Annotated in this window: 26 protein-coding genes; 16 read left to right on the forward strand and 10 right to left on the reverse strand. The window is 65.4% G+C overall.

Annotation, left to right across the window (positions count from 1 at the left end; all coding sequences use genetic code 11):
* The first annotated feature begins 48 nt into the window (after positions 1-48).
* From CA833_RS26965 to CA833_RS13805, 4 genes are all read left to right on the forward strand, one after another.
* On the forward strand, positions 49-495 hold the full coding sequence (locus CA833_RS26965) for a JAB domain-containing protein (protein WP_242526109.1): 447 nt from the start codon (positions 49-51) through the stop codon (positions 493-495).
* A gap of 226 nt (positions 496-721) precedes the next feature.
* Positions 722-2,356, forward strand: coding sequence for an alpha-D-glucose phosphate-specific phosphoglucomutase (locus CA833_RS13795; protein WP_207078344.1), 1,635 nt, complete (start codon positions 722-724; stop codon positions 2,354-2,356).
* A gap of 106 nt (positions 2,357-2,462) precedes the next feature.
* Positions 2,463-3,329 carry an alpha/beta fold hydrolase gene (locus tag CA833_RS13800; protein ID WP_207078345.1) on the forward strand — a complete coding sequence of 289 codons (867 nt, stop codon included), beginning with the start codon at positions 2,463-2,465 and terminating at the stop codon, positions 3,327-3,329.
* Between the two features lie 184 nt (positions 3,330-3,513).
* Complete coding sequence (locus CA833_RS13805; protein ID WP_207078346.1) at positions 3,514-4,362, forward strand: arylamine N-acetyltransferase; 849 nt, start codon at positions 3,514-3,516, stop codon at positions 4,360-4,362.
* Positions 4,363-4,377: 15 nt separating this feature from the next.
* Here the strand turns inward: CA833_RS13805 and moaB are convergent, their stop codons facing one another.
* The 3 genes from moaB to CA833_RS13820 form a co-directional block, all read right to left on the reverse strand.
* Entirely contained in the window at positions 4,378-4,905 is a 528-nt protein-coding gene (gene moaB, locus CA833_RS13810) for a molybdenum cofactor biosynthesis protein B (protein ID WP_142634443.1), read from the reverse strand.
* Positions 4,895-6,646, reverse strand: coding sequence for a transglycosylase SLT domain-containing protein (locus tag CA833_RS13815; RefSeq protein ID WP_370584581.1), 1,752 nt, complete (start codon positions 6,644-6,646; stop codon positions 4,895-4,897). The genes moaB and CA833_RS13815 overlap by 11 nt, the downstream gene beginning before the upstream one ends.
* A 99-nt stretch (positions 6,647-6,745) precedes the next feature.
* Positions 6,746-7,519 carry a uracil-DNA glycosylase family protein gene (locus CA833_RS13820; RefSeq protein ID WP_242526110.1) on the reverse strand — a complete coding sequence of 258 codons (774 nt, stop codon included), beginning with the start codon at positions 7,517-7,519 and terminating at the stop codon, positions 6,746-6,748.
* Between the two features lie 113 nt (positions 7,520-7,632).
* On the opposite strand from CA833_RS13820, the gene CA833_RS13825 reads away from it, so the two are divergent.
* The 5 genes from CA833_RS13825 (at position 7,633) to ilvD (ending at position 13,520) form a co-directional block, all read left to right on the forward strand.
* Positions 7,633-9,282, forward strand: coding sequence for an electron transfer flavoprotein-ubiquinone oxidoreductase (locus CA833_RS13825; protein WP_207078348.1), 1,650 nt, complete (start codon positions 7,633-7,635; stop codon positions 9,280-9,282).
* Between the two features lie 69 nt (positions 9,283-9,351).
* Positions 9,352-10,173 (forward strand): 4-(cytidine 5'-diphospho)-2-C-methyl-D-erythritol kinase, encoded by an 822-nt coding sequence (locus tag CA833_RS13830; RefSeq protein ID WP_207078349.1) that lies wholly within the window; start codon positions 9,352-9,354, stop codon positions 10,171-10,173.
* On the forward strand, positions 10,170-10,907 hold the full coding sequence (locus CA833_RS13835; protein ID WP_207078350.1) for an N-formylglutamate amidohydrolase: 738 nt from the start codon (positions 10,170-10,172) through the stop codon (positions 10,905-10,907). The genes CA833_RS13830 and CA833_RS13835 overlap by 4 nt, the downstream gene beginning before the upstream one ends.
* Positions 10,908-10,960: 53 nt before the next feature.
* Positions 10,961-11,527, forward strand: coding sequence for a DUF805 domain-containing protein (locus CA833_RS13840; RefSeq protein WP_207078351.1), 567 nt, complete (start codon positions 10,961-10,963; stop codon positions 11,525-11,527).
* A gap of 136 nt (positions 11,528-11,663) precedes the next feature.
* Positions 11,664-13,520 carry a dihydroxy-acid dehydratase gene (ilvD, locus tag CA833_RS13845; RefSeq protein WP_207078352.1) on the forward strand — a complete coding sequence of 619 codons (1,857 nt, stop codon included), beginning with the start codon at positions 11,664-11,666 and terminating at the stop codon, positions 13,518-13,520.
* Positions 13,521-13,581: 61 nt separating this feature from the next.
* Here the strand turns inward: ilvD and CA833_RS13850 are convergent, their stop codons facing one another.
* A complete protein-coding gene (locus CA833_RS13850) occupies positions 13,582-13,857 on the reverse strand; it encodes a hypothetical protein (RefSeq protein ID WP_142634429.1) in 276 nt (91 codons plus the stop codon).
* Positions 13,858-13,985: 128 nt separating this feature from the next.
* Here CA833_RS13850 and CA833_RS13855 point away from each other — a divergent pair, with 128 nt between their 5' ends.
* From CA833_RS13855 to CA833_RS13865, 3 genes are read left to right on the forward strand one after another with little or no spacing between them, the layout of a single operon-like run.
* Positions 13,986-14,363, forward strand: a complete 378-nt coding sequence (locus tag CA833_RS13855) for a hypothetical protein (RefSeq protein WP_207078353.1) — start codon at positions 13,986-13,988, stop codon at positions 14,361-14,363.
* Positions 14,335-15,747: a bifunctional ADP-dependent NAD(P)H-hydrate dehydratase/NAD(P)H-hydrate epimerase gene (locus CA833_RS13860; RefSeq protein WP_242526112.1), complete on the forward strand. Its 1,413-nt coding sequence runs from the start codon at positions 14,335-14,337 to the stop codon at positions 15,745-15,747. Before CA833_RS13855 ends, CA833_RS13860 begins: the two co-directional genes overlap by 29 nt.
* Positions 15,744-17,003 carry a class I SAM-dependent RNA methyltransferase gene (locus CA833_RS13865; RefSeq protein ID WP_242526113.1) on the forward strand — a complete coding sequence of 420 codons (1,260 nt, stop codon included), beginning with the start codon at positions 15,744-15,746 and terminating at the stop codon, positions 17,001-17,003. Before CA833_RS13860 ends, CA833_RS13865 begins: the two co-directional genes overlap by 4 nt.
* A gap of 24 nt (positions 17,004-17,027) precedes the next feature.
* Here the strand turns inward: CA833_RS13865 and CA833_RS13870 are convergent, their stop codons facing one another.
* From CA833_RS13870 to CA833_RS13895, 6 genes are all read right to left on the reverse strand, one after another.
* Positions 17,028-17,291, reverse strand: a complete 264-nt coding sequence (locus tag CA833_RS13870; RefSeq protein ID WP_142634423.1) for a hypothetical protein — start codon at positions 17,289-17,291, stop codon at positions 17,028-17,030.
* 18 nt (positions 17,292-17,309) lie between these two features.
* On the reverse strand, positions 17,310-17,546 hold the full coding sequence (locus CA833_RS13875) for a hypothetical protein (protein WP_142634421.1): 237 nt from the start codon (positions 17,544-17,546) through the stop codon (positions 17,310-17,312).
* 328 nt (positions 17,547-17,874) lie between these two features.
* Positions 17,875-18,297 (reverse strand): MAPEG family protein, encoded by a 423-nt coding sequence (locus CA833_RS13880; protein ID WP_142634419.1) that lies wholly within the window; start codon positions 18,295-18,297, stop codon positions 17,875-17,877.
* Between the two features lie 63 nt (positions 18,298-18,360).
* Positions 18,361-19,338 (reverse strand): threonine/serine dehydratase, encoded by a 978-nt coding sequence (locus CA833_RS13885; protein WP_207078354.1) that lies wholly within the window; start codon positions 19,336-19,338, stop codon positions 18,361-18,363.
* 16 nt (positions 19,339-19,354) lie between these two features.
* The gene (locus tag CA833_RS13890; RefSeq protein ID WP_207080106.1) at positions 19,355-19,960 is read right to left on the reverse strand and encodes a class I SAM-dependent methyltransferase; all 606 of its coding nucleotides are present in this window, start codon (positions 19,958-19,960) and stop codon (positions 19,355-19,357) included.
* Positions 19,961-20,001: 41 nt separating this feature from the next.
* Positions 20,002-21,222, reverse strand: a complete 1,221-nt coding sequence (locus CA833_RS13895; protein ID WP_207078355.1) for a DUF3419 family protein — start codon at positions 21,220-21,222, stop codon at positions 20,002-20,004.
* Positions 21,223-21,547: 325 nt separating this feature from the next.
* Here CA833_RS13895 and CA833_RS13900 point away from each other — a divergent pair, with 325 nt between their 5' ends.
* From CA833_RS13900 to CA833_RS13915, 4 genes are read left to right on the forward strand one after another with little or no spacing between them, the layout of a single operon-like run.
* Positions 21,548-22,759 (forward strand): saccharopine dehydrogenase family protein, encoded by a 1,212-nt coding sequence (locus tag CA833_RS13900; protein ID WP_207078356.1) that lies wholly within the window; start codon positions 21,548-21,550, stop codon positions 22,757-22,759.
* Positions 22,759-23,181: a hypothetical protein gene (locus tag CA833_RS13905; protein WP_207078357.1), complete on the forward strand. Its 423-nt coding sequence runs from the start codon at positions 22,759-22,761 to the stop codon at positions 23,179-23,181. The genes CA833_RS13900 and CA833_RS13905 overlap by 1 nt, the downstream gene beginning before the upstream one ends.
* A 10-nt stretch (positions 23,182-23,191) precedes the next feature.
* A complete protein-coding gene (locus CA833_RS13910) occupies positions 23,192-23,542 on the forward strand; it encodes a DMT family protein (protein WP_142634409.1) in 351 nt (116 codons plus the stop codon).
* 31 nt (positions 23,543-23,573) lie between these two features.
* The gene (locus CA833_RS13915; RefSeq protein ID WP_142634407.1) at positions 23,574-24,752 is read left to right on the forward strand and encodes a carboxynorspermidine decarboxylase; all 1,179 of its coding nucleotides are present in this window, start codon (positions 23,574-23,576) and stop codon (positions 24,750-24,752) included.
* Positions 24,753-25,003: the final 251 nt, after the last annotated feature.

Consider the following 25,003-nt stretch of genomic DNA (forward strand, 5'->3'; position numbering starts at 1 on the left):
GCGGCCAGCCTCGCAGAAACCATCGGTGAGACGACGCCGGGTTTCAGGTTGCTGACCGCAGCCATCGCGGCGGCTCGTGAACTTTCGGTTCTGGCCGCGCGCGAAGCGGTTGTCGGCGAGCCGACCGAGCCCAACAGTCCGCGCCTTCGTCAATACCTTGTGCGCCGCCTCGGGTTCTGCCGCGAGGAATGTGTCGTGGTGCTTTACCTGTCCGCCGAGGGGCTGTTCATCGCCGAGGACTTTCACGAAGGCGTCCACGGCAGCACGGCAATCCTGCCGCTGCGCCGGGCCGTGCGGCGGGCGTTTGAATTGGATGCCCGGCGGCTGGTGATCGCGCACAACCACCCCTCGGGAAATCCCGAGCCCAGCGCCGCCGACATTCGTGCTACCCGCCATTTCATCGATGTGGCCGGTGCCCTGGACATCCTTGTCGACGATCACTTCGTAGTTGGCGGCAATCGCGCGGTAAGTCTGCGGGATCGCGGGCTTATTTGATCCTGCGCGAAACTCGGCCGGTCGCGCGGCCCTTTTGCTTGGGCGCAACATTTGCCATGGATGGGCTTGATATTGCTGGCGATGCCGCCAGACTGTCACTCAATGCTGCCAAGCAACTTCTTTGCAGGCACAGTCAGTTCTTGGTGGAAACTTCCCGACCACCGCTTTCTTGTTGGCCGACTTCCTGTTCGGGAACTATCGGCATTCTGTTTATGGAGACCCGCGCTTGACCCGGATCGTAACTGTTCCCACTACTCCCTATGAAGGTCAGGCGCCGGGAACTTCCGGTTTGCGCAAGAAAGTCCGGGTGTTCCAGCAGCCCGGTTATGCCGAGAATTTCATTCAGTCGGTGTTCGACGTCGTCAGGCCGGCACCGGGGGCGGTGTTGGTGATTGGCGGTGACGGGCGCTTTCACAACCGCACGGTGATCCAGCAGGCGATCCGCATGGCGGCGGCCAATGGATATGGCCGGGTTCTGGTGGGGCAGGGCGGGATCCTGTCGACCCCGGCGGCCAGCCACGTGATCCGCAAGTATGGCGCCAGCGGCGGACTGGTGCTCTCGGCCAGCCATAATCCCGGCGGTCCGGATGAGGACTTCGGGATCAAGTACAACATTGCCAATGGCGGACCGGCACCGGAAAGCGTGACATCGGCGATCCATGCGCGCACTGCCGAGATCGACCGCTGGCTGACTGTCGAGGCTGCGGACGTCGATCTTGACCGGACCGGTGAAGTCTTGGTGGGCGAGATGAGCGTTCAGGTCATCGACCCGGTGGCGGACTATGCCGACCTGATGGAGACGCTGTTCGATTTCGATCGGATTCGCGGGATCGTCGCCAGCGGATTCACCATGCGTTTCGACGCGATGAGCGCGGTGACCGGGCCATATGCGCACGAAATCCTTGAACGGCGACTGGGCTTTGCGCCGGGGACGGTGGTCAACGGCACCCCGCTGGAGGATTTTGGGGGGCATCATCCCGATCCCAACCTGATCCACGCCAAGGAACTCCATGACCTCATGATGGGGCCGCAAGCGCCCGATCTCGGCGCGGCTTCGGACGGCGATGGCGACCGCAACCTGATCATCGGGCGCGGACGCTTTGTAACGCCTTCGGATTCGCTGGCCATGCTGGCGGCCAATATCGAAATCGCACCGGCCTATCGCGGGCGACTGGCCGGAATTGCCCGCTCGATGCCGACCAGCGGCGCTGCCGACCGGGTGGCCGAGGCATTCGGAGTGCCGTGCTACGAGACGCCGACTGGCTGGAAGTTCTTCGGCAACCTGCTGGATGCCGGAAAGGTGACGATCTGTGGGGAAGAAAGCGCCGGTACCGGTTCGGACCATGTGCGCGAGAAGGACGGGCTCTGGGCCGTGCTGCTCTGGCTCAACATTCTGGCCGTGCGCGGGATCAGCGTCGACGAACTGGCAAAGTCGCATTGGGCGCGGTTCGGCCGCAATTACTACGCGCGGCACGATTACGAGGGTGTCGACAAGGCGGGCGCCGACACGCTGATGGCCGAACTGCTGGCTGCGCTGCCGAGCCTGCCAGGCACGGTTTTCGGCCCGCTGGTGGTCGCCCATGCGGACAGCTTTGCCTACACCGACCCGGTCGACCATTCGGTCAGCGCCAACCAGGGCGTGCGCGTTCTGTTCGAGGACGGCAGCCGCGTGGTGTTCCGCCTCTCGGGCACCGGCACACAAGGGGCGACGCTGCGGGTCTATCTCGAACGCTACGAGGCGCCTTCTGGGCATCTTGATGCCGACACCGGCGTCATGCTGGAAGCGCAAGTGGCTGCGGCAGAAGCGGCCGCCGGCATCGTGCGCCATACCGGGCGCACTGCGCCTGATGTGGTGACCTGACCCGGCTCCAACGCCCGGGCGTTATCGCCGGTGCCGCCTTGCTTCGTGCGGCCCTGCATCCGACCCTTTCCCCGCGACGCCTGAATGGCGCCTCGGGGGAGAGCGGATGCCTCGGATCGACGTGGGCGGAATCGGCATTGCCTATGAATTGCTGGGGCGCGCGGGTGATCCCGCCGTGGTGCTGACGCCCGGCGGACGTTTCGCCATGGATGTGCCGGGCCTGCGCGAAATGGCGGAAGGCCTGGTTGCTGCGGGGCGGCGTGTACTCCTTTACGACCGGCCCAATTGCGGCGCCTCGGATGCCAGCCTTTTGGGGGAGAGCGAATCGGAAATGCAGGCCGAGGCTCTCTCCGGGCTGATCCGCAGGCTGGACCTCGGGCCGGCGCTGATCGCGGGCGGTTCGGGCGGCAGCCGCGTCTCGATGCTGGCGGCAGCGCGGGATCCCGAAATCTGCTCGCACCTCGTGCTCTGGTGGATTTCGGGCGATCCGATCGGCCTCATGCAGCTTGCCACCTACTATTGCGGCGAGGCCGCGATGCTGGCCAGCCGGGGCGGCATGGAGGCCGTGCTTCAGGCGACGAGTTGGGCGGAAAACCTTGCGAAGAGTCCGCAGGCTCGGGAATTCATCCTGGCCCAGGATCCGGACAGGTTCATCGCGGTCATGCAGAAATGGGCCGCGGCTTATGGGCCGTCGCCGTTGAGCCCGGTTCCCGGCATGACCCAGCGCGATTTTGCGCGGCTGACGATGCCGGTCCTGGTGTTCCGGTCGGGCACCAGCGATCTGTCGCACACGCGGGCGACCTCGGAGTGGGTCCACCGGTTGATCCCGCATTCGCACTTCATCGATCCGCCATGGGGCAACGACGAGTGGAACGAGCGCTCGGTGGAGACCCATGGCGGACAGGCTGGGCATACGCTGTTCCGGTCCTGGCCACGGCTGGTCGAGCCGATCCTGTCGTTTGCGGCGGGCTGAGGATATCCGCCGTTCCTCCACCGATTATGCTCCGTATATGTCGTGGTTATGAACAGGCTTGTTCCCACTGCCTGCACGTTTTGCTCCCTATATTCACTCGTTTTGCCCAAGTCTGTCCCGAGAATATGCGCAAAGTTATCCACAGTCTTGCCGGCTGCGGGCCAAGGGTGCTCTAGAGCGTTTCATGGAAATCGAACGCTATTTCGCCCGTATCGGCCTCACCGCTGCGCCGTCTCGGGATGCCGAGGGACTGGCCCTTCTCCAGCGTGCCCATCGCCGCGCGATCGGGTTCGAGAACCTGTCCATTCCGCTGGGCGAGGGCATTCGCATCGATAGTGCCAGCGTGTTCGAGAAGCTGGTGCTGCATCGGCGCGGGGGATATTGTTTTGAACAGAACCGGCTCCTGTCCGATGTGTTGTCGGCCCTCGGGCTGGTGAACCGGCCGCTGCTGGCGCGGGTGCTGCTGGGCTTGCCCGAACTGGCTGCGCCGCCGCGCACGCATACTCTGGTACTGGTCAATCTCGGCGGAGCAGCGTGGATTGCCGATGCGGGCTTTGGCGGCAGTTACGTGCCGCCGTTGCCGCTCGAGGATGGCGCTCAGGCGCAGACCCCGGACGGCGCCTGGCACCGCCTGCTGCGTAGCGGCGAGCGTGGTGCGCTTGGCGGTGAATGGCGGCTGGAGCGCGCGGGACCTGCCAGCGCCACCGATGGGCGCAGCGCCGACCATGGCGACTGGCAACCGCAATACGTGTTTGATCTGGCCGAAGTGGCGCAGGACGATCTGGAAATGGGCAACCATTGGACCGCCACTCGTCCCGGCACCCGCTTCACGACACTTTGCGTGGCCAGTGTCGTGCTGGAAAACGGCTTTGCAGCCATGACCGACCGCCAGCTTACCATCCACCGTGACGGCGTGGCCGAGGTGCGGGAAGTCGCTGACGCCGGCGATTATGCCCGAACCTTGCGTGAGGTCATGGGCATCGATCTTTCGGACGAGCAAGCGGCCGGGTTGCCGCTGTGGAACGCCGGCTGATCTGCGGCGCCGCGCTCAGACTTCCCTGAGCCGCGGCATCAGTTCCACGAAGTTGCAGGGACGATTGCGACTGTCGAGCTGCTCGGCCAGGATGCCGTCCCAGCCGTCCTGCACCGCGCCGTTCGAGCCGGGCAGGGCAAAGATGTAGGTGCCTCGCGCCACCGCCGCGCAAGCGCGCGACTGGACGGTGGAGGTGCCGATGGTCTTGTAGGAGATCCAGCGGAACAGTTCGCCGAAGCCGGGAATGTCCTTGTCCTTCACCCGGTCGATCGCCTCGGGGGTGACGTCGCGGCCGGTGAGGCCGGTGCCGCCGGTCACCACGATCGCATCGACCTCGCGGTCGTCGATCCAGTTGTTGAAGCGGACGGTCAGGCGGGTGGCATCGTCCTTTTCGATCGCGCGGGCAACAAGGCGGTGTCCCGCCTTGCGGATGCGACCTTCCAGAATGTCGCCCGAGGTGTCGTTCTCGGCGGTGCGGGTGTCGGAAACTGTCAGGAGCGCGATGTTGATGGGCTTGAATTGACGTTCATGATCAATGGCCACGCATTATCGCTCCGCTTGCGGCCATGTGAACACCCTGCGATCCGGAAAGCCCCGGGAAGGTCGGCCACATGTCCTGTGCAAGCGCCATGCGACTTTCCGAAGGGCCGCCAGCCTGACGCTCATACATCCAGTAGTTGCGCAGCACTATGTTCACATAACCGCGGGTTTCCCAGTAGGGCAGCGATTCCATCCACAGCAGCGGGTCGCCGTCGCAATTGACCTGGGTGTTCCAGCGGGTGACCGGCACCAGTCCGGCGTTGTAGGCCGCCATGACCTTGAGCAGCAGGCCCTGCGTGCCCGGCGCATTGCGCAAGGTCTGCAAGTGCTGCTGGCCGAAGGCAAGGTTCACTTCCGGCTTGTTGAGGTCGCTGGCCGTGCCCGAAACGCCCAGCAGCGAGGCATGGTCGCGGGCGGCGGAGGGCATGATCTGCATCAGGCCGCGCGCTCCGGCGGGGCTGACGACGCTGGTCTGGAAGATCGATTCCTGAAGCGTGTGAGCATAGACCAGTGCCGGGTCGACCTTCCAGCCGCCGGCCGGGGTCCACTTGGGCGTCGGGAAGCGACTGGCCGGTTCGGGGCGGCCACCGGCGGGCGCATTGTAGGCCATCCACAACTGCGTCGAAGGCAGGCCGAGATCGCGGGCGAGGCGGCTGATCGAGGCGTATTGCGAGGCATCGCCGATGCGGGCCTGATGGCGCAGCACCTCGTCGGCCAGGCCGTCCTCGCCGATTTCGGCCAGTTCCACGGCGGCGCGGATGTTGGGCGTGTTGCGCAGCGATTGCCAGTCGGACGAGGTGAAGTCGGCGGCGGCATGTTGTTCGGGCAGCTTCATGCCCAGCTGTTCGGCGGCCAGCATGCCGTAAAGTGTCTCATCGCGTGCTGCGGCCAGGCGCAGTTCGGCCGAAGCGGCTTCGGGCTTGCGGCAGCGAACCAGGGCGCGGCTGCGCCAGTAGTGCGCCGCGCTAGACAGTTCGGCGTTTTCGGAGGACTTGGCGGTCTTGTCGAAAGCGTCGGCAGCGCCGTCACAGTCGCCCAGTCGCCATGCGGCGAGGCCGGCGGTCCACCAGGCTTCGCCGACCCATGGGCCGCTGCCCATCGCGCCGAGTTGGGCCATCTGGTAGGCCGAGGTGTCCTGGTTGCCGATGTAGTAGGCCCAGGCGATCTTCTGGCGCCATTCGGCCTGCGCCGAAGGGCTGAGGCCGGCGTCGATGCCGTCCAGCAGCAGGCGCGCGCCAGTGGGATCGTCGTTCTTGATGCGCTCGTTGATGCCCGAGGCGATGGCGGCGGGCATCGTGCCGTCGCCGATCGACGCCGGGCGCACGCGCTTGGCCATCGTCGGCAGGCGCGCGAAAGGCTGTTCGCTGGGGACGCTGGGGACCGACATGGCGCCGCGCTTCAGGGCGAGGCGGCTGATCTGGTCGGCTCCGGGAAGTTCTGTGCCCTGTGCCAGCCAGGTCTGCAGGTCGGTCAGTTCGATCTTCGGCGAACCTGCGGCGAGGAAATATTCCGCACGCAGTTGCTGGTGCAGCGGGCCGTCGGGGCGGTCTGCCAGCATCTTCTGGACGGCGGCCCAGTCCTTGGCGTTGACCGCGGCAAAGGCCTGCTTGTAAAAGGCCCGGTCGTCCTGGCTCAGCAGCGATGGGACCGAGGTGTTGTCGGCCCGGCTGCGGAAGTAGTCCACCGCGGCGCTGTTGGCGAAGGCCGGCGTTGCTGTCAGCGTTGTTACGGCGAGCGCAGCCACCCCCGCGGCGCGCGCTGCCTTGGCAAACTTGTTCACGTCAAAATCCCCGCATCGTGCGACCTGATCCCTGATCCTTTTGCCGGGGCAGACGCCCGCATTCTAGGGCCTTGTCCACTCCAGCCAGGCTCTCCAGACGCTTGCCTTCGCGCGCGGATTCTGCAGCAGCGCGGCAAGCCCCCAGCCAGCCAAAAGAGGTATCGTTCCTCCTTCATGCTGAAATTGTCTTAAAACGGCAGCGCGTTGCGGTGATTCGTGGCCGATCAGCGGCAGGGCGTTGCCGCCGAGCACGATCAGCCGCTCCGGAGCGGCCAGGGCGACGTGCCGGGCAAGCGCCTCGCCCACTCCCCGTTCGGCTGCGGCGCGCCAGTTCGGTACCGGGTCGGGGCGGGGGAGGGCGCTGGCGAGGTAGATGTCCTCGCGCCGTGTTCCGAAGGCGGCCAGCATTGCATCGAGCAAGCGGCCCTGCGGACCCGACAAAAGGCGGTCGCGGTCTTCGGCTTCCGGAGTTTCGACCACGATCATCAGCCTGGCGCCTGCCTCGCCTTCCGGCATCAGGCGGCCGGCCGGGCCGCCGTCGTCGAGCAGGGTCTCGCTCAGCCACCAGTCGCGGAAGGCGGGGAGGTCGGCGGGCAGCAGGGCTGGATCGATGCGGGTGGGCACGACCACGTCCTGCACCGCCACCGGCGCCCGGCGCGGGGGCAGGCGATCGCCGTTCTCGTCCTGCTCCTCCTCGGGCACGATCCACTCGCGCGGTTCGTCGAGGTAGTCATGGTCGACGCCGGCGCCGCGCCACCAATCGAGCGCAGCTGTGATATCGTCCAGAAATTGCCGATTTGGAGCCTGATCCATCGCGTGGGTCTTGACCTGTCGCATTCCACCAATCAAGGCACAACACGAATTAATCGCACGCTTAAGTGTGTGAATCGCAATTTTTGGGGCGAAAAGACCCAACAGGGTCAAAGACGGGGCCAGGAGTCGGGACTGCCATGATTGAACGTGAAGAGATGCCTTATGACGTCGTCATCGTCGGTGGTGGCCCTGCGGGCCTGTCCACGGCGATCCGGCTCAAGCAGGTCGATCCCGAACTCTCGGTCTGCGTGCTGGAAAAAGGCTCGGAAGTCGGCGCCCACATCCTCTCGGGTGCGACCATCGATCCCAAGGCGCTCGACGAACTGCTGCCCACCTGGCGCGAAGACGGTTGCCCGCTGGCGGAAACGCCGGTGACGGACAACCTGCACTGGCACCTCACCAAAAAGAAGAAGTTCGCGTTGCCGCACTTCATCCAGCCGCCTTTCATGTCGAACGACGGCAATTACACCGGATCGCTGGGCAACCTCTGCCGCTGGCTGGCCGAACAGGCCGAGGCGCTGGAGATCGAGATCTTCCCGGGCTTCCCCGCTGCCGAGATCCTCTACGACGACAACGGCGCCGTGATCGGCGTGCAGACCGGCGACATGGGCGTCGACCGCGAGGGCAATCCGAAGGGCGATTTCCAGCCGGGCATGAACCTGCTGGGCAAGTACACCGTGTTCTGTGAAGGCGCGCGCGGCCACCTGACCAAGCGTCTGAAGGCCAAGTACGACCTTGAAGCGAACTGCCAGCCGCAGATCTATGGCCTCGGCATCAAGGAACTGTGGGACATCGATCCCGCCAAGCATGTTCCCGGCCGCGTGATCCACACGCAGGGCTGGCCGCTCAGCGAGAACAACGCCTGGGGCGGCGGTTTCCTCTACCATCAGGCGAACAACCAGGTGGCGCTCGGCTTCGTTACCGCGCTCGATTACAAGAACCCCTACGTCTATCCGTTCGAGGAATTCCAGCGCTGGAAGCAGCACCCGGAAATCCGCGCAATTCTGGAAGGCGGCAAGCGCGTCGCCTACGGTGCCCGCGCGATCAACGAAGGTGGCTGGCAGTCGGTGCCGCAACTGGCCTTCCCGGGCGGCGTGCTGGCGGGTTGCTCGGCCGGTTTCGTCAACGTCCCGCGCATCAAGGGCACGCATACGGCAATGAAGAGCGGCATGCTGGCAGCCGAGGCGATTGCTGCTGCGATCAAGGCTGGGCGCGAGCAGGACGCGCTGACCGAATACGACAGCGCCGTGCGTGAAAGCTGGATCGCGAAGGAACTGAAGCTCGTGCAGAACGCCGAGCCGATGGTGGCGAAGTGGGGCGGCGAGCTGGGTACGATCCTGGCAGGGGCCGACATGTGGCTCCGCACGCTGTTCGGTTTCGGCCTCGCCAAGCCGATGAAGCATCACACCGATGCCTCGTGCACCCAGCGCGCCGATCTCTACAAGCCGATCGCCTATCCCAAGCCGGACGGCGTGATCAGTTTCGACCGCCTGACCAGCGTGTCCTACTCGTTCACCAATCACGAGGAAGACCAGCCGGTCCACTTGCGTCTCAAGGATCCCAAGATCCCGACCGAGGTCAACCTGCCGCTCTATGCCGGGCCCGAGGCGCGCTATTGCCCGGCGGGTGTCTACGAATTCGTCGATCCGGACGGTTCGGGCATGAAGCTGCAGATCAACGCGCAGAACTGCGTCCACTGCAAGACCTGCGACATCAAGGATCCGACCCAGAACATCGAATGGGTCACGCCCGAAGGCGGCGGCGGTCCGAACTATCCAAACATGTGATCGCGGGCGGTCATTTAAGCAAAAAGACGAGGCGTCGGGGGTTGCTCCGACGCCTCGCTCGTTTCAGGGATGACGGCGATGATTTCGGAAACCGCCTACGCCAAGATCAACCTCGCGCTTCATGTCCGCCGTCGGCGCGAGGATGGGTATCATGAACTGGAAACGCTGTTCGCCTTCGTTGATGCGGGGGACGAACTGGCGGCGACCCCTGCCGACGCGGATCGCCTGACGACGCACGGCGAGTTCGCCGCGAAGATCGATGATCCCTTCGGCAATATCGTCGCCAAGGCGCTTGGCGCGCTGCCGCACGGTCAGGGCTGGGCAGTTGACCTCGAGAAGCGCCTGCCGGTAGCGGCGGGGCTGGGTGGAGGCTCTGCAGATGCGGGCGCCGTGTTCCGCATGGTGGAGCGTACGCACGGCTTGCCGGATGACTGGCACGCCCGTGCGGCGAAACTCGGTGCGGACGTCCCGGCCTGCGTGCTCTCGCGCCCCTGCATCGGCACCGGCACTGGCACCGATCTTGCCGAAGTGGCGGAGAACGATCTGGCCGGGTGTCCGGTTCTGCTGGTCAACCCGCGCGTGCCGGTGCCCACGGGGCCCGTGTTCCAGGCATGGGACCGGATCGACCGGGGGGGCATGCCCGGTGGAAGCTTGCGCGAAATCGCCCTCCATGGCCGCAACGATCTTGAAGCGCCGGCCATTGCCATCTGCCCGGTGGTGGCGGACGTTCTGGCTGCGCTTGGCGAGACTTCGCCGTTCCTGGCGCGCATGTCCGGTTCCGGCGCGACGTGCTTTGCGCTTTACGAAAGTCAGCAAGCCTTAAGCGAGGCTGCGGCAAGGATCGCTGCATCCCACCCCGACTGGTGGCAATTGTCCGGGAGCCTGCGTTGATTACCGAAGCCTATCAAGTACTCGGAACCCCAGCCGCCGGAGGAATCCTGATTATTGCCGATCATGCTTCCAACCGCGTACCGGACGGCGTGGACCTTGGTATCGATCCCGAATTGCTGAACCGGCATATCGCCATCGACATCGGCGTTGCTGCTGTCGCCGAGCGGATGGTGGCCGAGACCAGCAAGCAAGGCGAAATCGCCGCTTGGCTGGCGAATGTCAGCCGCCTCGTCTGCGATTTCAACCGTGACCTCGATGCGCCGGGCCTGTTGCCCGAAGTGTCCGACGGCCACGAAATTCCCGGCAACACGCTCTGCGCGCAGGGGCGTTCGGCGCGGCTGGAGCAGTTCTTCCATGCCTATCACGACGATCTGGAAGCACAGCTCAAGGCCGCCGAACCGGCTTTGATCCTCTCGCTCCACAGTTTTACCCCGGCGCTGGCGACATGCGACAAGCCGCGTCCCTGGCATGTCGGTGTGCTCTACAACGAGGATGAGCGCGCCGCCCGCATCGCGATCCCCTTGCTGCAGGCTGAGGGGCTCGTGGTCGGCGACCAGCTTCCCTATTCGGGCAAGGTCCTCAATGCGACGATGAACCGCCATGCGGAGGCGCATGGCCGCCCTTACCTTGGCATCGAGATCCGGCAGGATCTGATCGGTGATGCCGCAGGTCAGACGGTCTGGGCCGAACGCATGGCGCGCATCTGCCGCGAGGTTGCCGCTGCGCTCGGCTGACTTGTGAAGCAGGCGTGGCCGGGATAGTCTTCGGCCCCTGGAAGCGGGGTGTGATGTTCGGTTATCATCTTGCAGGATTGGTGAAATTCTCCGGAAGGGAAGCGCGGGCGCAGTTCTGGCCCTGGGCCGGGGGCGTGGTCGGGCTGATCTTGCTGTGCAGTTTCGTGCTGGTCGGTCCGATGATCGCGGACACCATGGTCAAGATGCAGCAATTCGCGCGCGAACATCCCGATCAGGCCAGGGTGAATGCCGGGCCAGGTCATTACGAGATCAGTATCGAGGGGCATCATCCTGAACTCATGCCCGATTTTGCGGCATTTTCGGGGGCGATGGCGATTGTCGCGGCGTTGGCCGTCGTGCTGCTTTCCGCCGCCGTCGCGCGGCGCCTTCACGATACCGGCCTCACCGGCGCATGGGGGCTGCTGCCCTTGCCGTTCCTGGCGATCGGCCTGACCCAGACTCCGAAGCTGTTTGCTTCGGCGGTGCCTGACATGCAGTTGTTCGGCCTGCTGTTCCTCAACAACCTGTGTTATCTGGGTGCGCTCGGCCTATTGGTGTTGCTGCTTGCAAGGGAAGGGTCCCGGGGCAACAACCGGTACGGGCCGGCGTCGCAAGATTGATCTCGCACGATCCGAAAAGCAAAAACCGCCTTTCTGGAAATTTTATGCCTCGCAAAAGCCATGGACATGGCGTAGGGGCGCGGCAAGACGGTCGCCATCGCGCACCGCGCCCATGACCAATCCCGGAGTTCGCACAATGCCCGCCTATCGTTCACGCACTTCCACCCACGGCCGCAACATGGCGGGCGCGCGTGGCCTCTGGCGCGCGACGGGCATGAAGGATGCGGACTTCGGCAAGCCGATCATTGCGGTGGTGAATTCGTTCACCCAGTTCGTGCCCGGCCACGTCCATCTCAAGGACCTGGGCCAGATGGTTGCGCGCGAGATCGAGGCGGCGGGCGGCGTCGCCAAGGAATTCAACACCATCGCGGTCGATGACGGCATCGCCATGGGCCACGACGGCATGCTCTATTCGCTGCCCAGCCGCGACCTGATCGCGGACAGCGTGGAATACATGGTCAACGCCCACTGCGCCGACGCCATGGTCTGCATCTCCAACTGCGACAAGATCACGCCGGGCATGCTGATGGCCGCGCTGCGCATCAACATTCCGGTGGTCTTCGTCTCGGGCGGGCCGATGGAAGCGGGCAAGGTCGTGCTGCGCGGCAAGGAACATGCGCTCGATCTGGTCGATGCGATGGTCGCGGCTGCGGACGAGAGCTATACCGACGAGGAAGTGAAGGCGATCGAGCGTTCGGCGTGCCCGACCTGCGGTTCGTGCTCGGGCATGTTCACCGCCAACTCGATGAACTGCCTGACCGAGGCTCTGGGGCTTTCGCTGCCGGGCAACGGTTCGACGCTGGCGACTCACTCCGACCGTCAGCGCCTGTTCCTTGAAGCGGGCCGTCTCGCGGTCGACCTCTGCCGCCGCTATTACGAGCAGGAAGACGAGAGTGTCCTGCCGCGCAATATCGCCAGCTTCGAGGCGTTCGAGAACGCCATGAGCCTCGACATCGCCATGGGTGGCTCCACCAACACCGTGCTGCACCTGCTGGCCGCGGCCGCCGAGGCGGGCGTGAACTTCACGATGGAGGACATCGACCGCCTCAGCCGCAAGGTTCCGTGCCTCTCCAAGGTCGCCCCGGCCAAGGCCGACGTGCACATGGAAGACGTTCACCGGGCTGGCGGCATCATGGCGATCCTCGGTCAGCTCGACCGTGCGGGCCTGCTGCACACCGATTTGCCGACCGTCCATGCCAAGACGCTGGGCGATGCGCTGAACCACTGGGACATTTCGCGTACCAATGCGCCTTCGGTGCAGGAATTCTTCAAGGCTGCCCCGGGCGGCGTGCCGACGCAGACCGCCTTCAGCCAGTCGCGCCGCTGGGAGGAACTCGATCTCGACCGCGAGAACGGGGTCATCCGCAGCAAGGAACACGCGTTCAGCCAGGACGGCGGCCTTGCTGTGCTTTACGGCAATATCGCGCAGGATGGCTGCATCGTGAAGACGGCGGGCGTGGACGATTCCATCCTGAAGTTCACCGGCACCGCGCGCGTCTACGAATCGCAGGATGCCGCCGTTGCCGGCATTCTCGGCGGACAGGTCGGTGCGGGTGACGTCGTGGTCATCCGCTATGAAGGACCGCGTGGCGGGCCGGGCATGCAGGAAATGCTCTATCCGACCAGCTACCTGAAGTCGAAGGGGCTCGGAAAGGCCTGCGCGCTGCTGACCGACGGCCGTTTCTCGGGCGGCACTTCGGGCCTCTCGATCGGTCACGCTTCGCCGGAAGCAGCAGAGGGCGGCGCCATCGGACTTGTCGAGAACGGCGACACCATCGAGATCGACATCCCCGGCCGAACCATCAATCTGATGGTTTCGGATGAAGTGCTGGCTCACCGCCGCGCTAGCCAAGAGGCGCGCGGCGCCGACGCATGGTCGCCGGTCCACCCGCGTCCGCGCAAGGTTTCGGCCGCGCTCCAGGCCTATGCGGCGATGACCACCAGCGCTGCCAAGGGCGCCGTGCGCGACGTCACGCAGCTCAAGCGCAAGTAAGGTTCAAGGGGGTAATGCAGGGGCAGGTGCCCCTGCATCCCGTGGCCGTTTGCGGGCCGGATCAGCCGTCCGCGGCAGGCGCCATGCGTACGGCCTCGTCCACCATGTTTTGCCATGCGTCGTGCACATCGCTGATGCTGACAGTAAGGCCGCGGTCCTTCTTGAGCAGATGCTCACCGGCGAGGCACATGCCCGGCGTCGGCACCCGCAGCGCCTTTACGACTTCGCGCGCGGTTTCCTTCAATTGCTCGCGATCTTGCGGGGTCAGGGTATTCCAGTCGTCGGTACCGTGTTCGGCTTTTGCCAGAGCCCGGGCGGCGCGTTCGATAAGCGGCATCGTTATGCTCTCCCTCGACAGAATCCAGGCAGCGTAACACCGCGCAGGGCCTTGTGTAAGTGTCCCATTCTCGGTCTGCGCCAGACGGGCGCTTGCGGTCGGCGAGAAAGTCCTTGTAGCCAAGGGACATGGTCCGATCACTCCCCGCTGTTGCCCTTGTTCTCGCGCTTGCCGCCTGCTCGTCTAAGCACGAGGCGCCTGACGTTGCCGAGGGGGAGGACCATATCCCTTGCGCGGTTTCCGGTTCCGGCGAACTCAAACCGATCTGCGCGGTGGAGCGGCATCAGGGGGCGAATGGGCTGACGCTGCTGGTTCGCCACCCGGATGGCGGCTTTCGCCGCTTCGCCGTTGTCAGCGACGGGCGCGGGCTTGAGGTTGCCGATGGGGCGCAAGTGGCGATAACAAGGCTGGAAGGCGGCAAGCTCGACGTTTCAGTCGGGGCCGACCGCTACGTGTTCCCGGCCACGAGGAAGTCCCATGCCCCACAGGCTGCTGCCGCAAAATGACCAGATCCTGACCGTTGCCCAGATGCGCTGCGCCGAAGCGGTGCTGATCGCGGCGGGGGCGTCGGTCGAGACCTTGATGCGGATTGCCGGGCTGGGCGCGGCCGAATGGGTCTGGCGGGTCTCGTCCGGGCGTTCCGTCACGATTCTGTGCGGCCCCGGCAACAATGGCGGCGATGGCTATGTCATCGCCGAGGCCATTCGCGAACGCGGCGGGCAGGTGACGGTGGTGGCTCCGGTCAGTCCGAAGACGGACGCTGCCCGCGATGCACGGACCCGCTATCATGGCGCCGTGCTGGGAGCCGATGCCGAGGTGCACGGCGACGTCTTTGTCGATTGCCTCTATGGCAGCGGCCTTACGCGGCCGTTGTCGCCGGAGGATCTTGCCTTGCTGGTGCGGCTGGCGAAAGCGCATCACCACCGCATCGCGCTCGATCTGCCCAGCGGCGTGCAGTCGGATACCGGCATGCTGCTCAATCATGGGCTGCCGCAATACGGTGCGACGCTGGCGCTGGGAGCGTGGAAATTCGCGCATTTCCTGATGCCTGCAGCCGCTACGATGGGCACGCTTCGACAGGTTCCGATTGGCGTTGCGCCGGTCGAAGGAGCGGCTGTTGCGGTCGTGAAACCCCGGATCGGCGCGCCGGGAGCGGATGCCCACAAGTATCGGCGCGGACTGCTGGCGGTGGTCGGCGGGGCGATGCCCGGCGCCGCAGTTCTGGCCAGCCTTGCGGCGCAAGGCGCCGGGGCGGGCTATGTGAAGCTTTTTGCCGAGAGCAAGCGCAATGTGCCTGCCGATCTGGTGGTCGAACAGGGCGCCTTGAGCGATGTGCTGACCGATGATCGCAACACGGCCGTTCTGGTTGGGCCGGGGCTTGGCCGCGATGCCGCCGCGCGGGAGCGGCTGGCGGTGGCGCTGGCCGATCCGGTGCCGGCAGTGGTCGATGCCGACGCGCTGATCCTGTTGGCACCGCGCGTGCTGGCGGAGCGTTCGGCGGCTACCGTGGCAACCCCGCATGAGGGCGAACTGATGGCGCTGGAGCGTGCTTTCGATCTCGACGGCACGGGCAGCAAACCGGCCCGCGCTCTGGCTCTGGCGGAGGCGAGTGGTATGGTCGTGGTTGCCAAGGGGCCGGACACCGTGATTGCCGCGCCCGATGGCCGCCTTGCCTGCGCGCCGCGGGCCAGTTCGTGGCTCTCGACTGCTGGAACGGGGGACGTGCTGGCCGGATGCATCGCCAGCCGCCTTGCTGCCGGTACGGAGGCTTTCGCGGCGGCTTGCGAGGGTGTCTGGCTGCATGGAGAGGCAGCGCGGTACGCTCCGCCCGCCTTTACTGCCGGTCAGCTTGGACAAATGGTTCCGGCTGCGCTAGCGGCCTGCCTGTGACTATTGGAACCGAAGAAATTATCCGCATCGCCGCCAAGGGCGATGGCGTGACCGAATCCGGCCGCTTTGCCTGGGGCGCGGCGCCGGGCGACTTGCTGCATGAAGACGGCACCCTCGAATGGGGGCCGCACCACGTCCGGCCGGCCTGTACCCATTTCGGGCGCTGCGGCGGCTGCCAGCTCCAGCAGCTCGACGAGGAGACGCTGACCGCCTTTGTCGAGGCGCGCGTTGCCAATGCCTCGGCCTCGCAGGAACTTGGCGCCGAAAATATCGCGCCGCCGCATCTCTCGCCGCCAGGCGCGCGTCGCCGCGTATCGCTGCGGGCGGAAAGTTCGGGCGGGCGCGTCGTGATCGGCTTCCGTGAGGCGAAGTCGCACCGGCTGGTCGAGCTGGAAGAATGCCCGGTCATGGCGCCGGAACTGTTCGCCGTACTGGGACCGCTGCGCAAGCTGCTCATTACCATGGGCAAGGCAGCGCCGGCGAAAAAGGGCCGTCACGGCAAGCCGAGCAAGCACCAGCAGACCCGCATGGCCGCCGATATCGAGATGACGCTGACCGATCAGGGCGTCGATCTGGGCGTGAAGGGGCTTACCGCCGAGGGGCTCGCCGCAACCGAGGCGATGCTCGATTTCTCGCGCGAACATAAGCTCGCCCGTCTGACCATGGACGGCGGCTACGGTTTCGAGACCGTGTGGGAGCCGGTGCCGGTCACGGTCACTCTAGGTGGCGTTCAGGTGCCGCTGCCCCCGGGCTCGTTCCTGCAGGCGACGGTCGACGGCGAGGAAGCGCTGGTCGGCGCGACGAAGCGTTGGCTGGATGGCGCCGCGATTGTGGCGGACCTGTTTTCCGGTCTCGGCACGTTTGCGCTCGCGCTGGCCGGACCGCAGACGAGGGTGCTCGCCGCCGAGGCCGCACGCGATGCCCACTTGTCCTGCAAGGCAGGCGCAGACCGCGCGCAATTGCCGGTTTTCTCCGCCCATCGCGACTTGTTCCGCAATCCGCTCCAGCCGGACGAACTCAGCAAGTTCGAGGCCGTCGTGCTCGACCCGCCGCGGGCCGGTGCGCGAGAGCAGGTGGAGTGCATCGCCGATTCCACCGTGGGGCGGGTGGTCTATATCTCATGCAACCCGTCCAGCTGGTCGCGCGATGCGGCGCGGCTGATCGAGGCGGGCTTCCGACTGGTGGAATTGCGCCCGGTGGGGCAGTTCCGCTGGTCCACCCACGTCGAACTGGCGAGCTATTTCGAGCGCGTTTGAAGCGGGCCCAGGAGGGGAGGGCGTTCAGTCGCCCTCCTGTACCCTTGCCATCATGTCCATGAAGTCCCGCGCGGCGTTGCGGTCGTCCTCGTTGTCAAAGGCGACGTCGAGATCAGGCGCGGCGTTGAACATGGTGAGCAGCGACCACAGCGCAAAACGGCGGGAGCGGTCCTTCTCCATGCCGAGGTCCACGCGCATGCGGTCCAGCCCGGTTTCCAGCGTGGAGGGAGCGATGGTCGCAAGGTCGTCGGTGCCGAAATAGCGGCGGAGCTGGTCGTCGAAATCCATGCGCTCGCTCTACAGCGATCAGGCGTTCCCGTCACTCTCCGTGTCGTCGGCATTGCAGGACAGCAGCTGGTAGATCACCGCTCCCCATGCGCTGCCGATCACGCCGACGAAAAACATCGACCAGCTGAGTCCCCAGCCGACCGGAAGCATCATGTTGATGAGCGCGGCCAGCGTCAGGACCACAAAGCCCACTTCCAGCACCAGCACACACCACCGGATCGGCGGGCTGGCCAATTGCCTTTGCACGGTCTTCACGCAGCACCTCCCAGAACCACGCGTATGTTAGGCTGATAGCTTACTCCCGGCGCGGGCGTTCGTATAGGCGGCGTGGATAAATTCCTCGAGGTCACGATAGCCCCCATTTGCCCCCCGGCGAGGCGCGCGGACGCGGGAAGAGTGGTCCTCTTTCAAGGCCGTGCAACGCTGCCGGGGGGCAAATGGGGGCTACCCCGAAGGGGCCGGACCAAAACCCGCCACTTCGGCGTCGGTTCGGCTTGAACTATCGACATAGTCCTGCGCCTCGCCTCCTTGAATTGACGGGTTTTACCTCCGGTGGTGACCTCGAGGAATTTGTCCACGCCGCCTAGAACATCACCAGTGCCGCGCGGGCGACAAGGAACATCAGGCAGAAGCTGGAGAGGGCATAGAGCGCGAAGCGCGGCACCATCTGGTTGAAGGTGGACTGCACGATCGAATGGAGCACGCGCAGGACAACGTAGGCCCAGCCGATCTGCGCATTCAGCCCGTCGCCCTGGCCGATGATGGCGAGAGTGATCGAGATTGCGTAAAAGATCACCGGATCTTGCAGCAAGTGCCGGTAATTATGGGCTTTCCACTCGGTCTGCGGGGGCAGGATATGGTCGAGCGCGACGTGGGGATCGTCGATCAGTTCCTCGGGATCGGCCTTGCCGAATGAGGATAGGCGCGAGCCGTAGAGCCAGAACCACATGACCATGGTCCAGGCCGCCAGCGCGACCACGGGTTGCAGGATTGCCATTCCAACCATCGGACGCTCCCTTGCTGATGGAAGGGAGCGTCGGCCCGGTCAGGCGGCTTGTCAATCCGGGATTTAGGCGTTTTCGGCCAGTACCTTGGCGAAGGCTTCGGCATCGGTATTGCCGCCTGAAAGGACCAGGGCCGTCCGGTCGGTCAGTTCCACCTTTCCGGCCAGTACTGCTGCCAATGCCGCCGCGCCGCCGGGTTCGATCACGAGGCGCAGTTTCGCGAAAGCCAGTCGCTGCGCCGCGCGCACTTCGGCGGGCGTTGCAACAAGGCCGAAGGGGCAGCGCGCCTTCAGCACCTCGAAATTGATCGGCCAGGTTGCGGGCGTCTGCAGGGCATCGCAGGCGGTCGGCGGCGCATCGGCGGCGACTCGCTGGATCTCGCCGCTGGCAAGGCTGCGGCCGACATCGTCCCAGCCCTCGGGCTCGACCGGAACCACGGCGGCATCGGGCAGGGCGAGCGCAAGGCCCGCGGTGAGCCCGCCGCCGCCGCAGGGCGTGACGATCTGGTCGGGGCCTTCAAGGCCGATTTCCGCCATCTGCGCGGCGATCTCGATGCCGAGGCTGCCTTGTCCCTCGATGATCCAGGGATCGCCGAAGGCATGGACCAGCGTGGCGCCGCGCTCGGCGCAGAGGCGCTGCGAGACGGCGTCGCGGTCCTCGCCGCCGGGGCGGTCGTAGAGGATGACTTCGGCGCCGAGTGCGCGGGTGTTGGCCAGTTTCACTTCCGGTGCATCGGTGGGCATGACGATGGCGGCGGCGATGCCCAGCCTGCGCGCAGCCCAGGCAACGCCCTGAGCATGGTTGCCGCTGGACACGCCGACGACGCCGCGTCGGCGTTCCTCATCGGAAAGCGCGGTAAGGCGGTGCCAGGCGCCCCGAATCTTGAAGGCGCCCACCGGTTGCAGGCTCTCCGCCTTGCACCAGATCGTGCGGCCATCGACCTCCAGCGGCAGCAAGGGCGTGCGCGGCAGGATCGCGGCGACCTTGGCGGCGGCTTCGAGTACTCCTTCACGGGTCGGGCGGCGCTGGGGATTCGTGTTCATGGCCAAGGGCATAGCCTCAGTGGCCGATGCGCACCATCTGGTAATAGCCCAGTGGCCCGCGGGTGAACCGCACCGGCAGGCCGCGTTCGTTGGCAAGTCGTGCCGCTACGGCCGGCAAGTCCGTGCGCGGCGTGACGTGGAACTTCGTCAGCCAGCCCCGCAGGCCCGCCCGCAAGGGGGAAGGCAGGCCCGCGAGGTCGCCGAAATCGACGACGTGAACCGCGCCGCCGGGGGAAAGGGCCGCTATCGCCGCCGACAGGGCGTCCTGCCAGCCGGGGATCATCGAGAGCGTGTAGGAGAGGAAAATCCGGTCGAATCCCTCACGTCCGAACAGCGTTTTCGGATCGAAGCGGGTGGCGTCGCCGAGGGCAAGCTGAGCCTCGGTGCCCAGCCGCTTGCCGGCGTTCTTGAGCATCTCGCTGGAGATGTCGAAACCGTGGAGTGCGACGCTCGGCCAGGCCTTGCCTACCCGTTCGAGATTGCGGCCCGTGCCGCAGCCGACCTCCAGCACGGCCATGCCCGGCGCCGCATCGAGTTCGCGGATCAGGCGGTCTCGGCCGAACAGGTAGTACTTGCGCGTCAGGTCGTAGATATGGCGCTGGCCACGATAGACGCGGTCCATCAGTGCGGCGTGATCGGCGGGAAGGGCGGTGTCGCTCACCGTCAGTCCTTCAGCACATAGAGGTGGACGCCGCCGTAGATCGAGGAGCGGTCGCCCTCGGTGGCGACGCGGGATTCCTCCTCGCGGTAATCCCAGCGCGACAGGATTTCGTCCGGCACGCGGCCCGGAAGCAGGGTGGGTTCGGCGGCCGTGCGGAACAGCACCCGCGATCCGGGGCGGGCGGTGCGGGTGATCTCGCTCCACAGCTCGGTGAGTTGCGCGTCGCTCATCCAGTCCTGTGCATCGAGCAGGATGTAACGGTCGAGCGAAGCCTCCGCGCTTTCCTGGAGGACCTGCGTGAAGCTGGCATGGCGCAGCGTCAGGCGGTCCAGCCTTTCGCGCACACAGGCGGCGTTGGCTGCCTGAAGGTAGGGCGGCAATGGCGCCTTGTCCTGGCGGCCATAACCGCGCCCGAAGGCCTGCCATGCGAAGTAGTTGTCATTGAGCGGGAAGTGGCAGGCGAGCTTTTCGAGGCGTGCACGCAGCACGTCGGCCATGCGCTGGCCGCCGGCGAGGGCATCGTACTGGGCGGGCGGAATGCCTAGGCCGAACAGCGATGCGGGCTGGTCGGTCAGCCAGCGCACCAGCTTGCGTTCGAAGATCGGGGCAAAACGCTCGTCGAAGACCCGGCGCTGGTCTTCCAGCGTTTCCGCGCCCAGAATTTCGCTGGGGTCGATCTTGTAAAGCTTGGCCAGCACGTGGGCTGCACCGATGAAGTGGCCGAGCAGCCCGCGCTTGTAGATGCCGCGCGTGAAGCCCTGGATGCGACGGCGGCCGACGAGGTCGCGCCCTTCCCAATAGCGGCGCGTCGCCTCGTCGAGATGCGGGGCCAGCTTTTCGCGGTAGATGCGGGCGTTCTCCGGCTTGTCGGCTTCGGCGATGAAGCTGCGCAAGTCGGCGTAATCGAGGTTCCGGATCGCCGCGATTTTCAGGCGTCCCAGCGCGATATGCGCGGTGTTGAGATCGACGCAAGTGATCGCCGCAGGATCGGCGGTGAGGTAGGAGAGGGCGTTGCAGCTGCCGCTGGCGATGGTCAGCACCCGGCTGTCCGGCCCTATCTGCAGCGCCGCCATGTCCGCCACCGGATCTTCCCAGATCTGCGCATAGACGAGGCCCTTGAACGCGAGCGCGAATGCCTTGTCCAGCAAGCGCGCGGCGCGGGAGGATTCCGAGCGGACGACCGCTCCCTCGATCAGATCGGAAGCAGGGCGTGCGTGCGGCATGGTAGTGGTCCCCCGGTGCCAGGTCGGCGTGTCGTGGCGGCAATGCCTCTGCGGGGTGACCGGGTGATGACGGGACGATGGCGGTTTATGACAGTCTGGCCGACCTTGCGGTCGGGCAAAACGGCCATCCAGCCGTTTTGTGCGGGACCAGCCCACACCCCGACCCGACCACCCATCAGGATACACTCGTGGGTGGTCGGGTGGGGGAGGGGGCTGGTGCCGCTTCCGGGCGTGAGCCCGGACAAACGACTCCAAGAGTTGAGTTGTCACACAGGGGCACTATATGCGGCCCTTTCGCGGCTTGCGCGTTCAAGGAGATAGATTGGTGAGCAAGGTTCTGGTGATCGGCGCAGGTGGCGTCGGTTCGGTCGCGGTCCACAAGATGGCGATGAATCCGGATATCTTTTCCGACATTCATCTCGCCAGCCGCACGGTTTCCAAATGCGAAGCGATCGCCGAATCGGTGAAGCAGCGCACCGGCGTCACGATCAGCACGTATGCGATCGACGCCGACGACGTCGAGGCGACCTCCGCGCTGATCCGCTCGATCGGCCCTAAGCTGGTCGTCAATCTGGCGCTGCCCTATCAGGATCTCGCGATCATGGACGCGTGCCTGGCCACCGGCACCCACTACATGGACACCGCGAACTACGAGCCCAAGGATGTGGCCAAGTTCGAATACCACTGGCAGTGGGCCTATCAGGAGCGCTTCAAGCAGGCGGGCCTCATGGCGCTGCTCGGCTCGGGCTTCGATCCGGGCGTCACCTCGGTCTTCGCGATGTGGCTCAAGAAGCACAAGCTCAAGACCATCCGCACGCTCGACATCCTCGACTGCAACGGCGGTGACCACGGTCAGGCCTTCGCGACGAACTTCAACCCGGAAATCAACATCCGCGAAGTCACCGCGCCGGCCCGCCACTGGGAGAACGGCGAATTCGTCGAGACCCCGGCCATGGGCAAGAAGGTGGAGTTCGACTTCGAGGCCGTCGGCCCCAAGAACATGTACATGATGTACCACGAGGAACTGGAAAGCCTCGCCAAGTTCATCCCCGAGATGGAACGCGGCCGCTTCTGGATGACCTTCGGCGACGAGTACATCAAGCACCTCACCGTGCTGCAGAACGTGGGCATGACCCGCATCGATCCGGTGGTCTACAACGGCGTGGAAATCATTCCGCTCCAGTTCCTGAAGGCCGTGCTGCCCGAGCCCAGCTCGCTTGGCTCGACGACCAAGGGCAAGACCAATATCGGCGACATCGCGACCGGCGAAGCGCTCGACGGTTCGGGCGAGAAGACGTTCTACATCAAGAACATCTGCGACCACGAGGACGCCTATGCCGAGACCGGCAACCAGGCCGTCAGCTACACCACCGGCGTTCCGGCGATGATCGGCGCGGCCATGGTGCTGACCGGCGCATGGTCGGGTGAGGGCGTGTTCAACATGGAGCAGTTCGATCCCGATCCCTACATGGACATGCTCAACAAGCACGGCCTGCCCTGGACGGTCGAGGAACTCGACGGACCCGTAGCGTTCTGATGCGCGGGCTGTGGACCGTTCTTGCGGGCGCACTGGCGCTTGCCGCCTGCGCGCCGCAGGACGGTCCACAGCCGCCCGTCAAGCCGCCTGCCACCCCGGCAGGCGAAACTTCGCAGCCCGGCGGCTTTGCGCGGGAAATGAGCGCGGCTGACCGTGCGGCCTGCGAACAATCCGGCGGCACCGTGCAGCGGCGCGGCCGGATCGGCATGGAGCAGTGCGTCCACCGCTTCGCCGATGCCGGGAAAACCTGCACCGACACGTCGCAGTGCGAAGGCAAGTGCGTGGCCAGTGCGGGCGCCGTCTCGCCCGACAAGCCGGCGGCCGGGCCCATTACCGGACAGTGTCAGGCCGACGACAAGCTCTACGGCTGTTATGCCGAAGTCGTGGGCGGCAAGGCGCCCGCCGCGATCTGCGTCGACTGAGAATTCGCCGATGAACTGGAATTTCGTGGCGCCGGTTGCTCTTCTGGCGGGCTCCAACCTGTTCATGAACACGGCGTGGTATCTGCACCTCAAGATGCCGGGCAAGGCGCTGTGGGTGGCGGTTCTGATGAGCTGGGGCATCGCCTTTTTCGAATATTGCCTAGCCGTTCCGGCCAACCGGATCGGCAGTCAGGTCTACTCGCTGGGGCAGCTGAAAGTGCTTCAGGAGGCGTTTTCGCTTACGGCATTCGTGCTGGTGGCATGGGCGCTGTTCGGCCAGAAGCCGGGGCTCAACGAAGTCATCGGTTTTTCGCTGGTCGGCGCCGGGGCATGGTTTATCTTCAAGGGGCCGTTCGGCTGAGGCCGTCCCCTTTTCGCAAAGGACTTCAGTGATGGAAACCCGCGCCGGCGATCCGGGAGCCTTCGTTCACTTCGACCTGTCGCGTGTCGACAGCCCCAGTTTCGTGGTCGATGCCGCCAAGCTGCGCGACAACCTGCGTGTGCTGGCCGACATCGGCGAACGGTCGGGCGCCAAGGTGCTCTCCGCGCTCAAGGCCTTCTCGATGTGGTCCACCGCGCCGATCGTCGGCGAGTATCTCGACGGTGTCTGCACTTCGGGGCTGTGGGAAGCGCGCCTTGCCAGCGAGTTCTACGACGGTGAGATCGCGACTTACTGCGCCGCCTACAAGGCCGAGGACCTCGACGAGATCCTGCGTCTGTCGGACCATGTGATCTTCAACTCGCCGATGCAGATCGAGCGCTTCTGGTCGCAGATCGAGGCCGCCCGTGCCCGCGGCGAGGACTTCGACATCGGGCTGCGCGTCAATCCGATGCACCCCGAGGGCGAAGTGCCCAAGTACGACCCTTGCGCGCCGCATTCGCGCCTTGGTTTCCCGATCGACCAGCTCACCGAAGAGCATGTCGAGATGATCGACGGCATCCACATGCACACCCTGTGCGAGCAGGACTTCGAGCCGCTGCGCCGCACCTGGGACAAGGCGTTCGACTACCTCGAACCCTATTTCGGCCAGTTCAAGTGGATCAACCTCGGCGGCGGCCACCACATCACCCGCGCCGATTACCAGCGCGACGAACTGGTCGAATTCCTGATCGACCTTCAGGAAGACACCGGGGCCGAAGTCTATCTGGAGCCGGGTGAGGCCGTGGCGCTCGACGCAGGCATTCTGGTCGGCAGCGTGCTCGACATCACCCACAACGGCATGCCGGTTGCCGTGGTCGACATTTCCGCCACGTGCCACATGCCCGACGTGATCGAGGCCCCCTATCGTCCGGCGATGCTGGGCGAGCGTGAAGAGGGCGATGGCCAGCCGGTGCGCCTGGGCGGGCCGTCGTGCCTCGCGGGGGACGTGATCGGCGATTACGTGCTGCCCGAGCGGCCCGAACCGGGCATGCGCTTCGCGTTTCTCGATCAGGCCCATTATTCGATGGTCAAGACCACGACCTTCAACGGCGTGCCGCTGCCATCGATCTGGCTATGGGATTCGGAAACCGATGCACTCGATTGCATCCGCCGCTTCGATTACGAGGACTTCCGCGCCCGCTTGAGTTGAGGGCCCTCCAGCCGATGAAGCGGGGCAGGGCGGCTCGGTCCGTCCTGTCGTTGCCCCGGCCGGTCCCTGCTGCGACGAGTCGCGTGAACCCCTGGGGCGAGCCTGCGTTTTAACCGTGTATCGCGATGCTTTTCCGCATCTCTCGGGGTGTTTTTCCGGAGGGTGGCGAGCGTAGTTTAACCATCTGTTTTTTAAAGGCTAAATTCGGACCAAGGGCGCGCGTCGCGGACCTTCGTGAAACTTCTGTGACG

It is taken from the genome of Novosphingobium sp. KA1, from assembly GCF_017309955.1.
GTDB lineage: Bacteria > Pseudomonadota > Alphaproteobacteria > Sphingomonadales > Sphingomonadaceae > Novosphingobium.

What these genes read in the sequence shown, in the direction of transcription:
- CA833_RS13800 (WP_207078345.1), top strand. Translation starts at nt 2,463, where the DNA reads ATGCCTCGGATCGACGTGGGCGGAATCGGCATTGCCTATGAATTGCTG.
- CA833_RS13805 (WP_207078346.1), top strand. Translation starts at nt 3,514, where the DNA reads ATGGAAATCGAACGCTATTTCGCCCGTATCGGCCTCACCGCTGCGCCG.
- CA833_RS13820 (WP_242526110.1), bottom strand. Translation starts at nt 7,519, where the DNA reads ATGCGACAGGTCAAGACCCACGCGATGGATCAGGCTCCAAATCGGCAA.
- CA833_RS13825 (WP_207078348.1), top strand. Translation starts at nt 7,633, where the DNA reads ATGATTGAACGTGAAGAGATGCCTTATGACGTCGTCATCGTCGGTGGT.
- CA833_RS13830 (WP_207078349.1), top strand. Translation starts at nt 9,352, where the DNA reads ATGACGGCGATGATTTCGGAAACCGCCTACGCCAAGATCAACCTCGCG.
- CA833_RS13840 (WP_207078351.1), top strand. Translation starts at nt 10,961, where the DNA reads ATGTTCGGTTATCATCTTGCAGGATTGGTGAAATTCTCCGGAAGGGAA.
- ilvD (WP_207078352.1), top strand. Translation starts at nt 11,664, where the DNA reads ATGCCCGCCTATCGTTCACGCACTTCCACCCACGGCCGCAACATGGCG.
- CA833_RS13850 (WP_142634429.1), bottom strand. Translation starts at nt 13,857, where the DNA reads ATGCCGCTTATCGAACGCGCCGCCCGGGCTCTGGCAAAAGCCGAACAC.
- CA833_RS13855 (WP_207078353.1), top strand. Translation starts at nt 13,986, where the DNA reads ATGGTCCGATCACTCCCCGCTGTTGCCCTTGTTCTCGCGCTTGCCGCC.
- CA833_RS13860 (WP_242526112.1), top strand. Translation starts at nt 14,335, where the DNA reads ATGCCCCACAGGCTGCTGCCGCAAAATGACCAGATCCTGACCGTTGCC.
- CA833_RS13870 (WP_142634423.1), bottom strand. Translation starts at nt 17,291, where the DNA reads ATGGATTTCGACGACCAGCTCCGCCGCTATTTCGGCACCGACGACCTT.
- CA833_RS13880 (WP_142634419.1), bottom strand. Translation starts at nt 18,297, where the DNA reads ATGGTTGGAATGGCAATCCTGCAACCCGTGGTCGCGCTGGCGGCCTGG.
- CA833_RS13885 (WP_207078354.1), bottom strand. Translation starts at nt 19,338, where the DNA reads ATGAACACGAATCCCCAGCGCCGCCCGACCCGTGAAGGAGTACTCGAA.
- CA833_RS13890 (WP_207080106.1), bottom strand. Translation starts at nt 19,960, where the DNA reads ATGGACCGCGTCTATCGTGGCCAGCGCCATATCTACGACCTGACGCGC.
- CA833_RS13895 (WP_207078355.1), bottom strand. Translation starts at nt 21,222, where the DNA reads ATGCCGCACGCACGCCCTGCTTCCGATCTGATCGAGGGAGCGGTCGTC.
- CA833_RS13905 (WP_207078357.1), top strand. Translation starts at nt 22,759, where the DNA reads ATGCGCGGGCTGTGGACCGTTCTTGCGGGCGCACTGGCGCTTGCCGCC.
- CA833_RS13910 (WP_142634409.1), top strand. Translation starts at nt 23,192, where the DNA reads ATGAACTGGAATTTCGTGGCGCCGGTTGCTCTTCTGGCGGGCTCCAAC.
- CA833_RS13915 (WP_142634407.1), top strand. Translation starts at nt 23,574, where the DNA reads ATGGAAACCCGCGCCGGCGATCCGGGAGCCTTCGTTCACTTCGACCTG.